The 16,459-nt window shown below is 72.0% G+C and carries 17 protein-coding genes; 13 read left to right on the top strand and 4 right to left on the bottom strand.

Going from position 1 to position 16,459, the window contains the following annotated elements:
* Positions 1-81: 81 nt before the first annotated feature.
* From BJ961_RS23965 to BJ961_RS23925, 9 genes are all read left to right on the top strand, one after another.
* Positions 82-684, top strand: coding sequence for a riboflavin synthase (locus BJ961_RS23965; RefSeq protein WP_271414866.1), 603 nt, complete (start codon positions 82-84; stop codon positions 682-684).
* Positions 681-1,325 (top strand): nicotinamide mononucleotide transporter family protein, encoded by a 645-nt coding sequence (locus BJ961_RS23960; RefSeq protein WP_271414865.1) that lies wholly within the window; start codon positions 681-683, stop codon positions 1,323-1,325. Before BJ961_RS23965 ends, BJ961_RS23960 begins: the two co-directional genes overlap by 4 nt.
* The gene (locus BJ961_RS23955) at positions 1,322-2,611 is read left to right on the top strand and encodes a bifunctional 3,4-dihydroxy-2-butanone-4-phosphate synthase/GTP cyclohydrolase II (RefSeq protein WP_271414864.1); all 1,290 of its coding nucleotides are present in this window, start codon (positions 1,322-1,324) and stop codon (positions 2,609-2,611) included. The genes BJ961_RS23960 and BJ961_RS23955 overlap by 4 nt, the downstream gene beginning before the upstream one ends.
* Positions 2,612-2,632: 21 nt before the next feature.
* Positions 2,633-3,118 carry a 6,7-dimethyl-8-ribityllumazine synthase gene (ribH, locus tag BJ961_RS23950; RefSeq protein ID WP_271414863.1) on the top strand — a complete coding sequence of 162 codons (486 nt, stop codon included), beginning with the start codon at positions 2,633-2,635 and terminating at the stop codon, positions 3,116-3,118.
* A gap of 33 nt (positions 3,119-3,151) precedes the next feature.
* A complete protein-coding gene (locus tag BJ961_RS23945; RefSeq protein WP_055564821.1) occupies positions 3,152-3,424 on the top strand; it encodes a phosphoribosyl-ATP diphosphatase in 273 nt (90 codons plus the stop codon).
* Positions 3,425-3,484: 60 nt separating this feature from the next.
* Entirely contained in the window at positions 3,485-4,342 is an 858-nt protein-coding gene (gene hisG, locus BJ961_RS23940) for an ATP phosphoribosyltransferase (protein ID WP_271414862.1), read from the top strand.
* Between the two features lie 38 nt (positions 4,343-4,380).
* The gene (locus BJ961_RS23935; protein WP_271414861.1) at positions 4,381-4,851 is read left to right on the top strand and encodes a PH domain-containing protein; all 471 of its coding nucleotides are present in this window, start codon (positions 4,381-4,383) and stop codon (positions 4,849-4,851) included.
* Between the two features lie 204 nt (positions 4,852-5,055).
* Positions 5,056-6,387 carry a hemolysin family protein gene (locus BJ961_RS23930; RefSeq protein ID WP_271414860.1) on the top strand — a complete coding sequence of 444 codons (1,332 nt, stop codon included), beginning with the start codon at positions 5,056-5,058 and terminating at the stop codon, positions 6,385-6,387.
* Positions 6,384-7,421, top strand: a complete 1,038-nt coding sequence (locus BJ961_RS23925; RefSeq protein ID WP_271414859.1) for a hemolysin family protein — start codon at positions 6,384-6,386, stop codon at positions 7,419-7,421. The genes BJ961_RS23930 and BJ961_RS23925 overlap by 4 nt, the downstream gene beginning before the upstream one ends.
* Positions 7,422-7,488: 67 nt before the next feature.
* Here the strand turns inward: BJ961_RS23925 and BJ961_RS23920 are convergent, their stop codons facing one another.
* Together BJ961_RS23920 and BJ961_RS23915 are read right to left on the bottom strand one after the other, a co-directional pair.
* Positions 7,489-9,345: an AAA family ATPase gene (locus tag BJ961_RS23920; protein ID WP_271414858.1), complete on the bottom strand. Its 1,857-nt coding sequence runs from the start codon at positions 9,343-9,345 to the stop codon at positions 7,489-7,491.
* A 430-nt stretch (positions 9,346-9,775) separates the two neighbouring features.
* Complete coding sequence (locus BJ961_RS23915; RefSeq protein ID WP_381161348.1) at positions 9,776-10,396, bottom strand: uridine kinase family protein; 621 nt, start codon at positions 10,394-10,396, stop codon at positions 9,776-9,778.
* Between the two features lie 272 nt (positions 10,397-10,668).
* On the opposite strand from BJ961_RS23915, the gene BJ961_RS23910 reads away from it, so the two are divergent.
* From BJ961_RS23910 to BJ961_RS23900, 3 genes are all read left to right on the top strand, one after another.
* Complete coding sequence (locus BJ961_RS23910) at positions 10,669-12,057, top strand: peptidase C39 family protein (RefSeq protein WP_271414856.1); 1,389 nt, start codon at positions 10,669-10,671, stop codon at positions 12,055-12,057.
* A gap of 148 nt (positions 12,058-12,205) precedes the next feature.
* Positions 12,206-12,355 carry an SCO1431 family membrane protein gene (locus tag BJ961_RS23905; RefSeq protein ID WP_271414855.1) on the top strand — a complete coding sequence of 50 codons (150 nt, stop codon included), beginning with the start codon at positions 12,206-12,208 and terminating at the stop codon, positions 12,353-12,355.
* Between the two features lie 82 nt (positions 12,356-12,437).
* On the top strand, positions 12,438-13,100 hold the full coding sequence (locus BJ961_RS23900) for a TetR/AcrR family transcriptional regulator (RefSeq protein WP_271414854.1): 663 nt from the start codon (positions 12,438-12,440) through the stop codon (positions 13,098-13,100).
* 73 nt (positions 13,101-13,173) lie between these two features.
* On the opposite strand, the gene BJ961_RS23895 is transcribed toward BJ961_RS23900, so the two are convergent.
* Entirely contained in the window at positions 13,174-14,430 is a 1,257-nt protein-coding gene (locus BJ961_RS23895) for a glycoside hydrolase family 18 protein (protein WP_271414853.1), read from the bottom strand.
* Between the two features lie 357 nt (positions 14,431-14,787).
* On the opposite strand from BJ961_RS23895, the gene BJ961_RS23890 reads away from it, so the two are divergent.
* On the top strand, positions 14,788-15,963 hold the full coding sequence (locus tag BJ961_RS23890; RefSeq protein WP_271414852.1) for an acyl-CoA dehydrogenase family protein: 1,176 nt from the start codon (positions 14,788-14,790) through the stop codon (positions 15,961-15,963).
* Here BJ961_RS23890 and BJ961_RS23885 read toward each other — a convergent pair.
* Positions 15,926-16,261 (bottom strand): hypothetical protein, encoded by a 336-nt coding sequence (locus BJ961_RS23885; RefSeq protein WP_381160265.1) that lies wholly within the window; start codon positions 16,259-16,261, stop codon positions 15,926-15,928. The two genes, BJ961_RS23890 and BJ961_RS23885, sit on opposite strands and share 38 nt — an antisense overlap.
* Positions 16,262-16,459: the final 198 nt, after the last annotated feature.

Raw genomic sequence — 16,459 nt, 5'->3', positions numbered from 1 at the left:
GTTCCGAGTACCCGTCCGTCCCTTCTGTCGTTCGTCGACAGCCCCGGAGTCCGTGCCCGAAGAGGCAGGAGGACCCGGGAAGTGTTCACCGGAATCGTCGAAGAGTTGGGCGAGATCACCGCCGTCGAGACCCTCGACGACGCCTGTCGCTTCCGCCTGCGCGGCCCCGCGGTCACCGAGGGAGCCCGCCACGGCGACTCCATCGCCGTCAACGGCGTCTGCCTCACGGTCGTCGACCACGAGGGCGACGAGTTCACCGCCGACGTCATGGCCGAGACCCTGAAGCGCTCCAGCCTCGGCGTCCTCGCCGTCGGCTCCCGCGTCAACCTGGAACGCCCCACCGCCGTCGGCGCCCGGCTCGGCGGCCACATCGTGCAGGGCCACGTCGACGGCACCGGCGAGATCCTGGAGCGCAAGCCCTCCGAGCACTGGGAGCTCGTGAAGATCTCCCTGCCCGCCGACCTCGCCCGCTACGTCGTGGAGAAGGGCTCCATCACCGTCGACGGCATCAGTCTCACCGTCGTCGACGCCGGTCCCGACTTCTTCACCGTCAGCCTCATCCCCACCACCCTCGCCCTGACCACGCTCGGCATCAAGCAGCCCGGCGACCCGGTCAACCTCGAGGTGGACGTCATCGCCAAGTACGTGGAGCGGCTGCTCGGCACGCAGGGGGGCACCCGGTGAACTGGCTCAACTCCGAGGCGTTCACCCTCTTCGACCAGCACATCAAGTGGTCGGACATGATCGGCAACGTGATCGGTCTGCTCGGCCTCGCCCTCGGCTGGCGACGCTCGATCTGGACCTGGCCCGTGCAGTTCGCCTCCGGACTCGTCCTCCTCGCCGCCTTCGCCACCGCCCACCTCTCCGGCAGCGCCGGCAAGCAGCTCGTCGTCATGGTCGTCGCCGCCTGGGGCTTCTGGCAGTGGAACCGGGGCCGGCAGCAGAGCCAGGACGGCTCCATCGCCGTACGGTTCGCCACCTGGCGCGAACGCGGCGCGCTGGTCGCCGCGGCCGCCGTCGGCACCCTCGCGGTGGGCGGTCTGTTCACCGCCTTCCCGACCCTTTCCTGGGACCCCTGGCCGGACGCGTACATCTTCGTCGGCACCGTCGTCGCCATGTACGCCCAGGCGCGCGGCATGGTCGAGTTCTGGTTCGCCTGGCTGCTCGTCGACCTCGTCGGCGTCCCGCTCAACTTCGCCAACGGCTTCGCCTTCTCCGGCTTCGTCTACGTCCTCTACGGCGCGCTCGTCCTGTGGGGCCTGCGCGACTGGTGGCTGCGCTCGCGCGACGCGGCCCGCCCCCTCCCGGAAGGAGCGCCCGCATGAGCACGGCACCCATCCTCTACAGCCCCGACGGCATCGACGACCTCTCCCTCGACCCCGTCGAGCGGGCCGTCGCCGACATCGCCGCGGGCCGCCCCGTCGTGGTCGTCGACGACGAGAACCGCGAGAACGAGGGCGACCTCGTCGTCGCCGCCGAGAAGGCGACCGAGGAGATCGTCGCCTTCATGATGACCGAGTGCCGCGGCCTGATCTGCGCCCCCATGGAGGGCGAGGAACTGGACCGGCTCCGCCTCCCGCAGATGGTCGACGACAACACCGAGTCCATGAAGACGGCCTTCACCGTCTCCGTGGACGCCACCGCCACGCACGGCGTGAGCACCGGCATCTCCGCCGCCGACCGCGCCACCACCCTGCGACTCCTGGCGGGCGGCACCGCCGAACCCGCCGACCTGGTCCGCCCCGGGCACGTCTTCCCGCTGCGCGCCCGGTCCGGCGGCGTGCTCGTCCGCGACGGCCACACCGAGGCCGCCGTCGACCTCGCCCGCCTCGCGGGGCTGCGCCCGGCCGGCGCCATCGTGGAGATCGCGGGGGAGGACGGGCGCATGCTGCGGCTGCCCGAGCTGATCCCGTTCGCCCGCAAGCACGGCCTGACGATCATCTCCATCGAGGACCTCGTCGCCTACCGGCGCAGCGAGGAGCCCACCGTCCGCCGCGAGGCCGAGGTCCGACTGCCCACCACGCACGGCGAGTTCACCGCGTACGGCTACCGCTCCACGGTCGACGGCGTCGAGCACGTCGCCCTCGTGCACGGCGAGATCGGCGACGGCGCCGACGTCCTGGTCCGTGTCCACTCCGAGTGCCTCACCGGCGACGTCTTCGGCTCCCAGCGCTGCGACTGCGGCCCCCAGCTCGACGCCTCCCTGGACCGCATCCAGGCCGAGGGCCGCGGCGTCGTCGTCTACCTGCGCGGCCACGAGGGACGCGGCATCGGCCTGATGTCCAAGCTGCGCGCCTACGAACTCCAGGAGCGCGGCCGCGACACCCTCGACGCCAACCTCGAACTCGGCCTGCCCGCCGACGCCCGCGACTACGGCGCCGGCGCCCGGATCCTCGAGGACCTCGGCGTCCGCACGGTCCGCCTGATGACCAACAACCCCGACAAGAGCGACGCCCTCGAACGGCACGGCATCGAGGTCACCGGCCGCGAGCCCATGCCCGTCCAGGCCGGCGAGCACAACCTCCGCTACCTGCGCACCAAGCGGGACCGGATGGGACACGACCTGCCCTGGCTGGACACGACCCCCGTGTCCACCTGCGGCAACCAGTAAGCAAGCGAGACGAGGAGACACGTGAGCGGCAAGGGTGCACCGGAACTGTCCGTACGCAACGTCGGAGACCTCAGGGTCGCCGTGATCGCGTCGCAGTGGCACGACAAGGTGATGGACGGACTGGTGGACGGCGCCCTGCGCGCCCTGCGTGAACTCGGCATCGACGAGCCGACCCTGCTCCGCGTCCCCGGCAGCTTCGAGCTGCCGGTCGTCGCCAAGGTCCTCGCGGGCCGCGGCTACGACGCCATCGTCGCCCTCGGCGTCGTCATCCGCGGCGGCACCCCCCACTTCGACTACGTGTGCCAGGGCGTCACCCAGGGCCTCGTCCAGGTCTCCGTCGAGACCGGCGTCCCCGTCGGCTTCGGCGTCCTCACCTGCGACACCGAGGAGCAGGCCCTGGACCGGGCCGGCATCGAGGGCTCCCGCGAGGACAAGGGGCACGAGGCGGTGACCGCGGCCGTCGCCACGGCGGCCACGCTCCGCTCAGTATCCGAACCGTGGCGCTAGGCCGTCCGGCGCACGCGTAAAGTGGGGGCCACCATGTCCAAGAAGACGTTCGAGGAGCTGTTCACCGAGCTCCAGCACAAGGCAGCCAACGGCGATCCCGCCACCTCCCGCACCGCCGAACTGGTCGACAAGGGCGTCCATGCCATCGGCAAGAAGGTCGTCGAGGAGGCCGCGGAGGTCTGGATGGCCGCCGAGCACGAGGGCAAGGAAGCCGCCGCCGAGGAGATCTCCCAGCTGCTCTACCACGTCCAGGTGATGATGGTCGCCCGCGGCATCTCCCTGGACGACGTGTACGCCCACCTGTAAGCCCTGTTCCCCGTTCCACCCACCCCGTCACGCACCCGTCACGCGAAGGAAGCCGACCTCATGCTGCGCATCGCCGTCCCCAACAAGGGTTCCCTGTCAGGCCCCGCGGGGGAGATGCTGCATGAGGCCGGCTACCAGCAGCGCCGCGAGTCCAAGGAACTCCGGATCGTCGACCCGGTCAACGAGGTCGAGTTCTTCTACCTCCGCCCCCGCGACATCGCGATCTACGTCTCCTCCGGCAAGCTCGACATCGGCATCACCGGCCGCGACCTGCTGATCGACTCCGGCGCCCACGCCGAGGAGATCCTCCCGCTCGGCTTCGCCCGCTCCACCTTCCGCTTCGCCGGCAAGCCCGGCACCGCGCACGGCATCGACGACCTCAAGGGCCGCACCGTCGCCACCTCCTACGAGGGCATCGTCGCCGCCCACCTGGCCGACCGGGGCGTCGACGCCTCCGTCGTCCACCTCGACGGCGCCGTCGAGACCGCCATCGAACTGGGCGTCGCCGAGGTCATCGCGGACGTCGTCGAGACCGGCACCTCCCTGCGCAACGCGGGCCTCGAGGTGTTCGGCGAGCCCATCATGAAGTCCGAGGCCGTCGTCATCCGCCGCTCGGACGCCGAGCCCGACGCCACCACCGAGCCCAAGGTCCAGCAGTTCCTGCGCCGTCTCCAGGGCGTCCTGGTCGCCCGGACCTACGTGATGATGGACTACGACTGCCGGGTCGAGCAGCTGGAGAAGGCCGTCGCCCTCACCCCCGGTCTGGAGTCCCCGACCGTGTCCCCGCTGCACAACGAGGGCTGGGTCGCCGTCCGCGCGATGGTCCCCGCCAAGGAGGCCCAGCGGATCATGGACGACCTCTACGAGATCGGCGCCCGGGCCATCCTCACCACGGCCATCCACGCCTGCCGGCTCTGACCCGCCCGCCGCACAGGAGCACGACCCGGAGCGACGCCATGCCCGACACCACGCCGGACGACCTGCCGGCCCTGCCCGTCACCTTCCGCCCCGGCCGCACCCGCGCCGTCCTGATCGTCCTCGCGGCCGTCACCTTCGTGACCGTCACGGTGCTCGGGATGGTGCTGGCCGGCCTCGGCCCGGGGGAGCGCCTCAGCTTCGTGCTGACGGCACTCCTCCTGGCGGGCGTGCTGCTCCTGCTGGCCCGGCCCCGGGTCGCCGCCGACGAGACGGGCGTCACCGTGGTCAACCTGACCACCACACGCCGCCTCGCCTGGCCGGAGATCCTCCGGGTCAACCTCCGCCAGGGCGACCCCTGGGTCTTCCTCGACCTCAGCGACGGCACCAGCCTGCCCGCGCTCGGCATCCAGCCCGGCATCGCCAAGCAGCGCGCCCTCGCCGACGCACGCGCCCTGCGCGACCTGGTGGAGGCCCGTTCCGACGCCCTCCCCGAGGCTCCGTGCGACTGACGCGGAGCCGCCGCCCCTGCCGCGGGCACCCTTTTCGTGATTAATCTGGGAAGGAGGACGCGGCCGTCGCGTCCCCACCCCTGTCGCTCCGCCCGGTGCGCGGGGGTTCCTGCTACCCGAGGAGTGACTCCCTCCGGCGATGGACGGACCGTCCTGCAGTACCTGCGCCGCCCCCTGCTGTGACACCCCACAGGCGGCGGCATCATGACCACCCCCCTGCTGCTCCTCGCAGCCGCGTTCCTGCTGATCCTCGCCAACGGCTTCTTCGTCGCGGCCGAGTTCGGCCTCGTGACCGTCGAACGCCCGGACGCCGAGCAGGCCGCCGCGGCCGGCGACCGGCGTGCCCGCCGGGTCGTCGAGTCCCTCAAGGAGCTGTCCTTCCAGCTCTCCGGCACCCAGCTCGGCATCACCATCACCTCCCTCGTCGTCGGCATGCTCGCCGAACCGGCGCTGGCCCGGCTGCTCGACGGCCCGTTCACCGCGGTCGGCGTCCCCGACGGCGCCGTGTCCGGCGTGTCGGTCGTCGTCGGCATGCTGCTGGCGTCCGCCGTGCAGATGGTGATCGGTGAACTGGTGCCCAAGAACTGGGCGGTCTCCAAGCCGCTCCAGGTCGCGCGCTTCGTGGCCGGCCCGCAGCACGCCTTCGCCCGGCTCTTCCACCCGGTGATCGCCACGCTCAACACCGTGGCCAACCGGCTGGTCCGCGCGCTCGGCATCGAGCCCGCCGAGGAGCTTGCCTCCGCCCGCACCCCCGGCGAACTGGTCTCCCTGGCCCGGCACTCCGCCCGGGCCGGCGCCCTGGAACAGGACACCGCCGACCTCTTCGTACGGACCCTGTCCCTCGGCGAACTGACCGCCCAGCACGTCATGACCCCCCGCGTGAAGGTCAGCGCCCTGCACTCCTCGGCCACCGCCGAGGACGTCGTCAACCTGACCCGCGCCACCGGCCTGTCCCGCTTCCCCGTCTACCGGGAGAAGATCGACGAGATCGTCGGTATGGTCCACCTCAAGGACGCCCTCGCGGTCCCCGTGCACGACCGGCTGCGCACCCCCGCCGGCCGGATCGCCCGCCCGGCGCTGCTCGTCCCCGAGACCCTGCCCGTACGGCCGCTGCTCACCCGCCTGCGCAGCGAGCAGCCCATCGCGGTCGTGGTCGACGAGTACGGCGGCACGGCCGGCGTCGTCACCCTGGAGGACATCGTCGAGGAACTCGTCGGCGAGGTCCGCGACGAGCACGACGGCCTCGACGTGCCCGAACTCGCCCCGGCCCCGCCCGAGGACGGCCGCCCCGCCTGGGACGTCGACGGCAGCTGCCGCGTCGACGCCCTGCGACGCGTCGGCCTGGAGGCGCCCGAGGGCCCCTACGAGACCGTGGCCGGACTCGTCGCCGACCTGCTCGGCCGCATCCCCGCCGTCGGAGACCGGGCGGAACTGCCCGGCTGGCGGCTCTCGGTCCGCCAGGTCGGCCACTACCGCGCCGAGCGGATACGACTGGTGCGCACCGCGCCGGTCTCCGTGCTGGAGGCCGCCCGATGAGCGTCCTGCAACTCCTCTTCGCCGCCCTGCTCGTGCTCGCCAACGGCTTCTTCGTCGGCGCCGAGTTCGCACTCGTCTCCGTGCGCCGCAGCCAGATCGAACCGCTCGGCACCGCCCGCGCCCGCCAGGTGCTGTACGGCCTGGAGCGGCTGCCGCAGATGATGGCCGCCGCCCAGTTCGGCATCACCGTCTGCTCGCTGACGCTCGGCGCGGTCGCCGAACCGACCGTCGCGCACCTGCTGGAACCGGTCTTCGAGTGGATCCGCCTGCCGCACGGCATGATCCACCCGCTCGGCTACGTCATCGCACTGGCCGCCGTAATCTTCTGCCACCTCGTCATCGGCGAGATGGTCCCGAAGAACCTCGCCATGGCCGCACCCGAGAAGGCCGCGCTGTGGCTCAGCCCCGGCCTGGTCGCCTTCGCCCGCCTGTGCCGGCCGATCACCGTCGCGCTGGGCGCCTGCGCGCAGGGCATCCTGCGGCTCTTCCACGTCGAGCCCAAGGACGAGGTCGAGGCCGTCTTCACCAGCGAGCAGCTCAACCGCCTCGTGGAGGACGCCGGCCAGGCCGGACTGCTCGACCCCGAGGAGCAGGAGCGCCTGGAGGACGCCCTGGAACTGGGCTCCCGCCCGGTCACCGACGTACTCCTCGGACGTGAGTCCCTGGTGACGGTCAGCCCCTCGGTCACCCCCGGGGAGATCGTCGAACTCACCGCGCGCACCGGGTACTCGCGCTTCCCGATAGCGGCGCAGCAGGGCGCCTTCATGGGATACCTGCACGTCAAGGACGTCCTCGACCTGGAGGAGTCCGACCGTGCCGTCCCCCAGCACCTGTGGCGCCACATGACGACCCTGCGCCCCGAACTCCCCCTGGACGACGCCCTCACGGTGATGCGCCGGGCGGCGACCCACCTGGCCCAGGTCACGGACGCCTCGGGCAAGGTGCTCGGCCTGGTCGCGCTGGAGGACGTACTGGAACTCCTGGTGGGCGAGGTGAACGACCCGGCCCACAGAGAGGTGACCCTGGCGACGTAGTGCCGCCGCCGCGGGCAGTCGTGCCTCCCCGGTGCCCGAACGGCCCGGGAGGCACCCCGCCGACTCCTCAGACCGCCGAAGGGTCCCCCGGCCCCCGGCCCGACAGAACCTCCCCGTACGCCTGCATCAGGTCCGGCAACCGCAAGGTCGCCAGATCGTCCCGGGTCAGCATCCCCGGGTACACGGACAACCGCAGATCCCGGTACGCACAGCTCTTCTCGTACAGCGTCCGCAGGAACCGCCCGTTCCCCAACTCGTCGATCCACCCCTGGTCCACCACGTGCCCCGCGATCGACCGCAGCTCGTCCAGCGCCTCCTCGTCCCACACGTCCCCGTTCTCCGCCGCGAGCACCTCACCGATCGAGGTCAGCTCCAGCGGCCGGTACGAGGGGAAGTCCACCCGTGAGGTGAAGCGGGAGGACAGCCCCGGGTTGGCGCCCAGCAGCCGGTCCATGCCCTCCGGATAGCCGGCCAGGATCACCACCAGGTGGTCCCGGTTGTCCTCGGCCCGCTTCAGCAGCACCTGGAGCGCCTCGTCGCCGTACGCGTCGCCCTTGCCGTAACCGGAGTTGGACAGCGAGTACGCCTCGTCGACGAAGAGGACGCCGCCGAGCGCGGAGTCGATCAGCTCGTTCGCCTTCACGGCGGTCTGGCCCAGGTACTCGCCGACCAGGTCGGCCCGCTGTGCCTCCACCAGGTGGTCGCCGCCGAGCAGTCCGAGGGCGTAGAACACGCGGCCCAGGATGCGGGCCACGGTGGTCTTGCCGGTGCCGGAGGGGCCGGAGAAGACGAAGTGACGTTTGGGCGGTTGCACGGGCAGGCCCTGCCCGGCCCGCAGCCGCGCCATGTTCAGCTGCGCGGACAACGCCTTGACCTGCCGCTTCACCGGTTCGAGGCCCACCATCCGCTCCAGCTCGGCGAGCGCCTCCTCCAGGAGCGCCGGGTCCGTCGGCCCGGACGGCAGGGACGGGTCGGGGCCGCCCGCCTTCTCCCGCACCGACGGGCCGCCGAGCGGGGGCAGCGGGACGGACAGCGGGGACTCGGGCGTGGAGAGTTTGAGGTCCCGCTCCTCGGTGCCGAAGAGGGGGTCGAGCCCGTCCAGCGCCTCCGCTCCCGCGCCGGGCGGCACGAGCCCAGCGAGGTCGGTGGAGTCGTCGTAGCCGTCGCTCTCGGCGATCGCCGCCAGCCGGGCCGAGGTGTCCATGAAGGCGGGGTCGACGCGGTGCACCGCCCGGTACAGCGGGAGTGCGGCGGCGCTGCGCCCCGTGCCCTCGTGGGCCCGCGCCAGCCAGTAGCGCAGTTCCTTGCGCTGCGGCTGCTCGCTGCGGCAGCGCATCAGGGCCGCCGACAGCAGCGGCTCGGCCTGCCCGTACATCTCCAGGCGGACCCGGGCCATGCCGCTGAACAGTCCCGCCTCGATGCCCAGCAGGGGGTCGCCGAGCAGCGGGTCGGTGTGCCGGACGAGCTGCTCCCAGTCCTTGACGAGGTAGGCGCGGCAGGCGTGCAGGAAGCGGACCTGGGAGTCGGAGTCCACGGGCGGCAGCCCGGCCAGGGCCCGGTCCAGCTCCGGGACGTGCCGGCCGTCCAGCCAGTGCGAGGCGTGCGCCAGCAGCAGGTCCCGGGGGTTCTCGAGCACCGGCTGCACCCACCAGCCGAGCCAGTACCAGGAGTTGAGCGTCCGGCGGTGGCGGGCGCGCTGCTCGCCGAAGCGGTCGCGGTTGCGGAACATTCGCAGCAACGCGTTCGTGGTGTCGACGCGCAGCGCGTGCAGTCCCAGCCAGCCGTCGGCCATCGTGGGATCGATGCGTACGGCGGCCCGGAACTCCTCCTCCGCCTGCGGGTAGGCCCCCATGGTGTAGGCGTCCACGCCGCGCAGCCAGGCGAGTTCGGCCGGAGCCCGCGGGCCCTGCGTGCCGAAGTCCATCACGTCCCCCACCTACCGTGCCCCCGTCGGTATGGCGACGAGCCGTCACCCGTCGACCGCCTCGGCCAACGGCGCCACCGCCGACCGGAGTTGCAGGTGCGTGCGGCAATCTCCCGTAGGTCGCACCGAGGGCATCGTACCCGCGGCGGTCATTCCTCCGAAGGGTGCGGGGAGGGGCCGTTCCAGGAGGTGGAAGCATCCGGGGCGCACGGTCCGGCGGTGACCGAGGGTGAGCATTCGGCGTCACCGAGCAGCCGCGAAGTGGGGTCGGGGCAGAACGAAGCCCCCGATCACGGGGGAACAATCGGGGGCTTCGCGTCTGCCGGCGGCTTCGAACTGCCGCACATTCAGAACGTAAGACCTGTACGGCCCCTGGGTCAAGCGGAGTTGGGGCACGTCGGCGGGTTACCGAGCGGCGATCTTCACCAGTTCAACACATTGCGGAGGGTCCGTCACCCAGCGTGAGGAAGTGGGCTCCGGAGGCGGTTCCCGCGGGCCCCGGTAGCACCTCGTACCCCTGTTCGCGCTGTCGTACCAGAAGGTGCGCGTAGGGGCGTGAGGGATCCTCGGCGAAGTGCCGGCGCTCGGCCGGGATCCACCCGTCCCAGAACGTCCGCTGCTCCGCTCCGTCGCGCGCCCGTCCGCGCGCCCACGCCTTCTTTTGGGGCAGCTCCATCCAGAACAGCCGGGCCAGGTGCGGCCGCAGCGCCTCACGGCCCGCACCGACGCCCTCGACCAGGACCACGGGAGCGGCCGGCAGCGGGCGGGGCGCTCCGAAACGCCGGGCCCGCCAGTCGTAGGGGGCGTAGTGCGCGGTGGCGCCGCGCCGCAGGGGCTCGATCACCTGGTCGAGCAGCCGCCCGGTCCAGTCGAACAGCTCGTCGTGACTGGCGATGTCGTCGAGGTGCAGCACCGGCGCCCCGCCCAACTCGGCCGCCAGCCGCCCGGCGAACGTGGACTTCCCGGACCCGGCGTACCCGTCGACGCCGACCAGGCGCACGGGCCCGCAGGAGGGGGGAAGGCGGCGGAGCAGGGCTGCGAGGTCGAGGATGGCGGATCCTGTGGGGAGGGAGGGGCGGGCACGGTTCGCTGCGCACTCTAATCGCCCGCGTCCGCGACGGTGCCGTTCCGGGGACGGGGCGGGGGGCCCGCCCACGGTCCGTACCGGACGGGGCCGGTCCGCCACTGGTCGACACCAATATTGGTGGCGTGGCGTGCGTGGAAGTGCTGGCAGGAGCGGGCACCTGCGGCCATAGTTGGCCCACGACCGTGCAACGGAACCGCCCGCCCCGCCCGACCCGGACACCTGGGGGTCTCCCGCCCATGAGCAGAGTCGAACAGCCGTCCCGCAGAGCCGTCCTGGCCGCGGCCGTCGCCGCGGCCGCCATGGCGGGCGCGCTCCCGGCCGCCGCCGAAGCCGCACCCGCGGCGGGCACCGGCGGCGGCGCCCCGGACCCCGACCGCGCCTCCGCCCGGCGACCCGTCGACTACCGCGCCTGGACCACCTTCAACGACTGGCGGCGAGGGACGGCCGAAGGCGCCCGTCCCGTCGCGGGCGCCCGCCCCGGCGTCGTGATCGGCACCCCGGCCGGCACCACCGAGTACACCGACCCGCACACCGGCACCACCGCCGCCTGGGAGTACGCGACCTGGACCTCGCCCGTCCACCGGCTCGCGGTGCCCGCGACGGAGGCCATCGCCTCCTGGAACGCGCACACCCCGGCCGGCACCTGGATCCAGGTCGACCTCAAGGGCACCTACTCCGACGGCACGGACACGCCCTGGTACGTCATGGGCCGCTGGGCGGCCGGTGACGGCGACCGGGACATCCGGCGGACCTCGGTCGACGACCAGGGCGACGGCAGGAGCAGCGTCTGGACCGACACCTTCTCGGTCGACGACGCCTCCACCGGCCTGCGCCTGGCCTCCTACCGGCTCCGCCTCACCCTCCACCGCCGCCCCGGCACGCGCACCACGCCCACCGTGTGGCGGCTCGGCGCGATGGGCTCCGACGTCCCCGACCGCTTCACCGTCCCGGCCTCCGCCCCCGGACTCGCCCGGGAACTGCGCGTCCCGCGCTACTCGCAGGAGATCCACAAGGGCCAGTACCCCGAGTACGACAACGGCGGCGAGGCCTGGTGCAGCCCCACCTCCTCGCAGATGATCGTCGAGTACTGGGGCGGCCGCCTCACCGAGGCGCAACTCGCCTGGGTCGACCCCTCCTACGCCGACCCGCAGGTCTGCCACGCCGCCCGGTACACGTACGACAACCAGTACGAGGGCTGCGGCAACTGGCCCTTCAACGCCGCCTACGCCGCCACCTTCGCGGGCCTCCAGGGCGTGGTCACCCGCCTCGGCTCGCTCACCGACCTGGAGACGCTGGTCGCGGCCGGCATCCCGGCCATCACGTCCCAGTCGTTCCTGGAGGAGGAGCTGACCGGGTCGGGATACGGCACCTCGGGCCATCTGATGACCGTCATCGGCTTCACCGCCGACGGCGACGTGATCGCCAACGACCCGGCCTCGGACGACAACGACGCCGTGCGCCGCGTCTACAAGCGGCGCGAGTGGGAGAACATCTGGCTCAGGACCAAGCGGTACAACGCCAGTGGCAAGGTCGTCTCCGGCACCGGCGGCGTCTGCTACCTGTACTTCCCCGCCCGTCCCAGCGCGCACCAGCGCAGGGCGCTCGCGGCGGTGGGCGTGCGCTGACGCACCCCGCTGCGGCGTCTCGTCGTGGTTCCCCCTCCGACATCCGCTGTGACCAAGCTCTCGGCCGCAAAAGCCGCTCACGGTGGCAAGGTGGACAGCGTTGCCCGGGGGGTCCACCGAAGCCGAAGCCCGAGATCAGCGAGACGCCATGACCGCACACACCGCCACCGCCGCCCGCGCCGCACGCACCCGTACCGGCGGCCCCGAGGACGACGGCCCGAAGATCTTCGAGCACGTCATGGGCTGGACCCTCGTCGTGGTCGTCGCGATGCTCGTCGTCCAGCTGGGCCTCCTGTGACGTGATCCGCGTGTGACCTGCCCCACGCCCCGACCTGCCATACTGCGGATGTCCCGACGCCCGTAGGAGACCAGGGTCCAAATTGAATATCAGTCAACAACGTGCCGATGCCCGTCCCCGGGCGCGCGGCACCGAGCGCTCGCTGGCACGCCGCGCCGAACTCATCGCCATCGGGCGGAGGTTGTTCGCGGACACGTCGTACGACGCGCTCTCGATGGACGACATCGCCCGCCAGGCGCATGTCGCCAAGGGGCTGATCTACTACTACTTCCAGTCCAAGCGGGGCTACTACCTGGCGATCATCCAGGACTCCGTCGCCGGTCTCGTCACCACCGCCGCGCGCGGCACCGAACTGCCCCAGGTGGACCGCGTCCACCGCACCATCGACGGCTACCTGCGCTACGCCGAGCAGAACCAGGCCGCGTACCGCACGATCGTCAGCGGCGGAGTCGGCTTCGACGCCGAGGTGCACGCCATCCGGGACGGCGTGCGCGAGGCCATCGTCGCCACCATCGCCGAGGGGGCGTACGGCCGTTGCGACATCGGTTCGCTCGCCCGCATGGGCCTGCTCGCCTGGGTGTGCAGTGTCGAGGGCGCCACCCTGGACTGGATCGGCGGCTCCGAGATGCCTCGCGAGACCATGCGCGAACTGCTGGTGAGGACGCTGGGCGGCACCCTGCGCGCCATCGAGGAACTGGACCCCGCCTGCCCGGCCCCGGCCGCTGCCCGCCGTGACGGCGCCTGACGGCCGGGGCGACGTCTGACGAAGGGGCGGAGGCCCGAGCCGGCCTCCGCCCCTTCGCCCCCCGTCCACACGGTCAGTCGATCGCCTTGATCAACTCACCGTCCGCGGTGTCACCACTGAGCTCCCAGAAGAACGTGCCGCCCAGACCCTGCTCGTTCTTGTAGGCCATCTTGGTCGCGATGGTCTCCGGGGTGTCGTAGCTCCACCAGTCGCTGCCGCACTTGGCGTACGCGGTGCCGGCCACCGTGCCGGTCGCCGGGCAGCTGTTCTTCAGCACCTTGTAGTCCTCGATGCCGTTCTCGTAGGTGCCCTTCGCCGGTCCGGTCGCGGTGCCGCCCGGTTCCGACTGGGTGACGCCGGTCCAGCCGCGGCCGTAGAAGCCGAGTCCGAGCAGGAGCTTCGAGGACGGAATGCCGAGCCCCTTGAGCTTCGCGATCGTCGCCGAGGTGTGGAAGCCCTCCTTCGGGATGCCCGAGTACGAGGTCAGCGGCGAGTGCGGAGCGGTCGGGCCGGTGGCGTCCCAGGCGCCGAAGAAGTCGTACGTCATCGGGTTGTACCAGTCGACGTACTGGGCGGCGCCCGCGTAGTCCGCCGCGTCGATCTTGCCGCCGGACGTGGCGTCGGCCGTGATCGCCGCGGTGACCAGGTAGTCCTGGCCGAACTTGGCGCGCAGGGCGCCCATCAGCTTCGAGAACGCCTCACGGCCGCTGGTGTCGCAGCTCAGACCGCAGGCGTTCGGGTACTCCCAGTCGATGTCGATGCCGTCGAAGACGTCGGCCCACTTCGAGTTCTCGACCAGGTCGTAGCAGGACTGGGCGAACGCCTCCGGGTTCTGCGCGGCCTGCGCGAAGCCGCCGGACCAGGTCCAGCCGCCGAAGGACCACAGGATCTTCAGGTCGGGGTGCTTCTTCTTCAGCTTGAGCAGCTGGTTGAAGTTGCCGCGTAGCGGCTGGTCCCAGGTGTCGGCGACGCCGTCGACGGAGTCGGCCGCGGTGTAGGCCCGGTCGGTCGCCGCGTAGGCGTCGCCCATGGCGCACTTGCCGCCGGTGACGTTGCCGAACGAGTAGTTGATGTGGGTGAGTTCGCCGGCGGAGCCCGACGACTCGATGTTCTTGACGTGGTAGTCGCGGTCGTAGACGCCCCATTCGGTGAAGTAGCCGACGACCTTGGACCCGGCCGCGGCCGACGCGGCGGGGGCCTCGGCCGGGGCGGCGACCGAGGCCGAGGCCGGGCCGCCGCCGGCCAGCAGCCCGGCGCCGAGGGCGGCGGCACACAGGGCGGAGAAGAGCGCCCGGGTGGGGCGGACGCGGGGGAGGTGCGGGACGTGCATCGGGTGTCTCCTCGTGGGGGGAAGAGGGAACGCGCGCCGATTGGCATGAACGCGGTAATGCGTTCGGTCCGTCACCGTAGGAGGACTAGACCAGTACGGTCAATGGTGCGGACCAACTTCGGCTTCCGGGGCCTCGATCCGGGCCCGCCGGTGCCCGCCGCGGATTTCTTGGAGTAAGCGGTCGTTAACTGGTGACTCCGTGCCGCCGATCGGGCATACTCACAGCGCACAGCCGCTGGTCAGCAGCTTCCGAGACCCGGGAGTGCGAGCATCGACCAGGCCCGAACGACCCGGCGGAGCCGCCTCCACCCAAGGCGCACGTCCGCCGATGTGCCCGACAGGGAGGAGAGCGTCGCCATGCCCGACCGCGCCCCGCAGCCGGTGGACCGGCAACTGCCCACGGACGAGGCACGGGATCTGATCTCGCTCGTCCGCGACATCGCGCAGCGTGAGATCGCCCCGAGCGCGGCCGAGGAGGAGGACGCCGGACGCTTCCCGCGCGAGGTCTTCGCCCTCCTCTCCGACTCCGGCCTGCTCGGCCTCCCTTACGACGCCCAGTTCGGCGGCGGCGAGCAGCCGTACGAGGTCTACCTCCAGGTTCTCGAGGAGCTGGCCGCGGCCCGGCTCACCGTCGGCCTCGGCGTCAGCGTGCACACGCTCGCCTCCTATGCGCTGGCCGCCCACGGCACCAAGGAGCAGCAGGCCGAGCACCTGCCCGCGATGCTCGCAGGTGGCCTGCTCGGCGCCTACTGCCTCTCCGAACCCACCTCCGGCTCCGACGCCGCCTCGCTGCGCACCAAGGCCGTGCGCCAGAGCGGGGGAGACTGGGTGATCACCGGCACCAAGGCATGGATCACCCACGGCGGCATCGCCGACTTCTACACCGTCATGGCGCGCACCGGCGAGGAGGGGCCGCGGGGCATCACCGCCTTCCTGGTGCCCGCCGACGCCGAGGGGCTGAGCGCCGCGGTGCCGGAGAGGAAGATGGGGCTCAAGGGCTCGCCCACCGCACAGGTCCACCTCGACGGCGTGCGGGTCCCCGACGCCCGCCGCCTCGGCGACGAGGGGCAGGGCTTCGCGATCGCCCTGTCCGCCCTGGAGTCCGGGCGGCTCGGCATCGCCGCCTGCGCGATCGGCGTGGCCCAGGCGGCGCTGGACGAGGCGGTCTCCTACGCGGCCGAGCGGCGCCAGTTCGGCAAGCCGATCGCCGACTTCCAGGGGCTGCGGTTCATGCTGGCCGACATGGCGACGCAGATCGAGGCGGGCCGCGCCCTGTACCTGGCGGCTGCGCGACTGCGCGACGCCGGGCTGCCGTTCGCCAAGCAGGCCGCCATGGCCAAGCTGCACTGCACCGACACCGCGATGCGGGTCACCACCGACGCCGTGCAGATCCTCGGCGGATACGGCTACACCGCCGACTTCCCGGCCGAGCGGTACATGCGCGAGGCCAAGGTGCTGCAGATCGTCGAGGGCACCAACCAGATCCAGCGGATGGTCATCGCCCGTCACCTCGCGGGTCCCGAGAGCCGGTGAAGTCGGGGCTGACCCGGAAGTCACCGGTGACCCGGAAGTCACCGGTGGCGCGACATCCGTCCGTGGCGAAGAAGTCACCCGTGGCGAAGAAGTCGCCGAGTTGGCGCGGGGGTTCCGCGAGCCTGGCCCACTCCGGGTCGTGCCGCCCCGGCAGGGTGCGGCCGCCGTCGGCCCAGGTCCGCATCAGTTCACGGTAGATCGGCGGGTCCGGGACGCGCGGGGCCGGGGGGACCGGTCCCGCGGACACCGGGACGAACACACGGCGCCGGAGCCCGGTCGCCGAGGACGTGTGGGTCATACCCGGGCAACGCGGCGAAGCGCGCACAGGTCACCGGCGGGGGCATTCGAGCGTGAGTTCGCGGGCGTCCGTCGCCATGCCCTCGTTGCCGTGGGCGGCCTGACATGCCGTCGGCCATCGGCGGCCGACTGCCGGCGAACGCCTCCGGCAGGGCACACCGGCTCGCGCCACGGCGGTCTGCGAGCCGTGGCGCGGTCG

The sequence above is a fragment of the Streptomyces lienomycini genome (genome assembly GCF_027947595.1).
GTDB lineage: Bacteria > Actinomycetota > Actinomycetes > Streptomycetales > Streptomycetaceae > Streptomyces > Streptomyces lienomycini.
The sequence above is the reverse complement of the archived record's forward strand: the minus strand, read 5'-3'. Positions and strand labels throughout refer to the sequence as shown.

What these genes read in the sequence shown, in the direction of transcription:
- BJ961_RS23885 (WP_381160265.1), bottom strand. Translation starts at nt 16,261, where the DNA reads ATGACCCACACGTCCTCGGCGACCGGGCTCCGGCGCCGTGTGTTCGTC.
- BJ961_RS23955 (WP_271414864.1), top strand. Translation starts at nt 1,322, where the DNA reads ATGAGCACGGCACCCATCCTCTACAGCCCCGACGGCATCGACGACCTC.
- BJ961_RS23890 (WP_271414852.1), top strand. Translation starts at nt 14,788, where the DNA reads ATGCCCGACCGCGCCCCGCAGCCGGTGGACCGGCAACTGCCCACGGAC.
- BJ961_RS23925 (WP_271414859.1), top strand. Translation starts at nt 6,384, where the DNA reads ATGAGCGTCCTGCAACTCCTCTTCGCCGCCCTGCTCGTGCTCGCCAAC.
- BJ961_RS23920 (WP_271414858.1), bottom strand. Translation starts at nt 9,345, where the DNA reads ATGGACTTCGGCACGCAGGGCCCGCGGGCTCCGGCCGAACTCGCCTGG.
- BJ961_RS23935 (WP_271414861.1), top strand. Translation starts at nt 4,381, where the DNA reads ATGCCCGACACCACGCCGGACGACCTGCCGGCCCTGCCCGTCACCTTC.
- BJ961_RS23910 (WP_271414856.1), top strand. Translation starts at nt 10,669, where the DNA reads ATGAGCAGAGTCGAACAGCCGTCCCGCAGAGCCGTCCTGGCCGCGGCC.
- hisG (WP_271414862.1), top strand. Translation starts at nt 3,485, where the DNA reads ATGCTGCGCATCGCCGTCCCCAACAAGGGTTCCCTGTCAGGCCCCGCG.
- BJ961_RS23895 (WP_271414853.1), bottom strand. Translation starts at nt 14,430, where the DNA reads ATGCACGTCCCGCACCTCCCCCGCGTCCGCCCCACCCGGGCGCTCTTC.
- BJ961_RS23930 (WP_271414860.1), top strand. Translation starts at nt 5,056, where the DNA reads ATGACCACCCCCCTGCTGCTCCTCGCAGCCGCGTTCCTGCTGATCCTC.
- BJ961_RS23905 (WP_271414855.1), top strand. Translation starts at nt 12,206, where the DNA reads ATGACCGCACACACCGCCACCGCCGCCCGCGCCGCACGCACCCGTACC.
- BJ961_RS23945 (WP_055564821.1), top strand. Translation starts at nt 3,152, where the DNA reads ATGTCCAAGAAGACGTTCGAGGAGCTGTTCACCGAGCTCCAGCACAAG.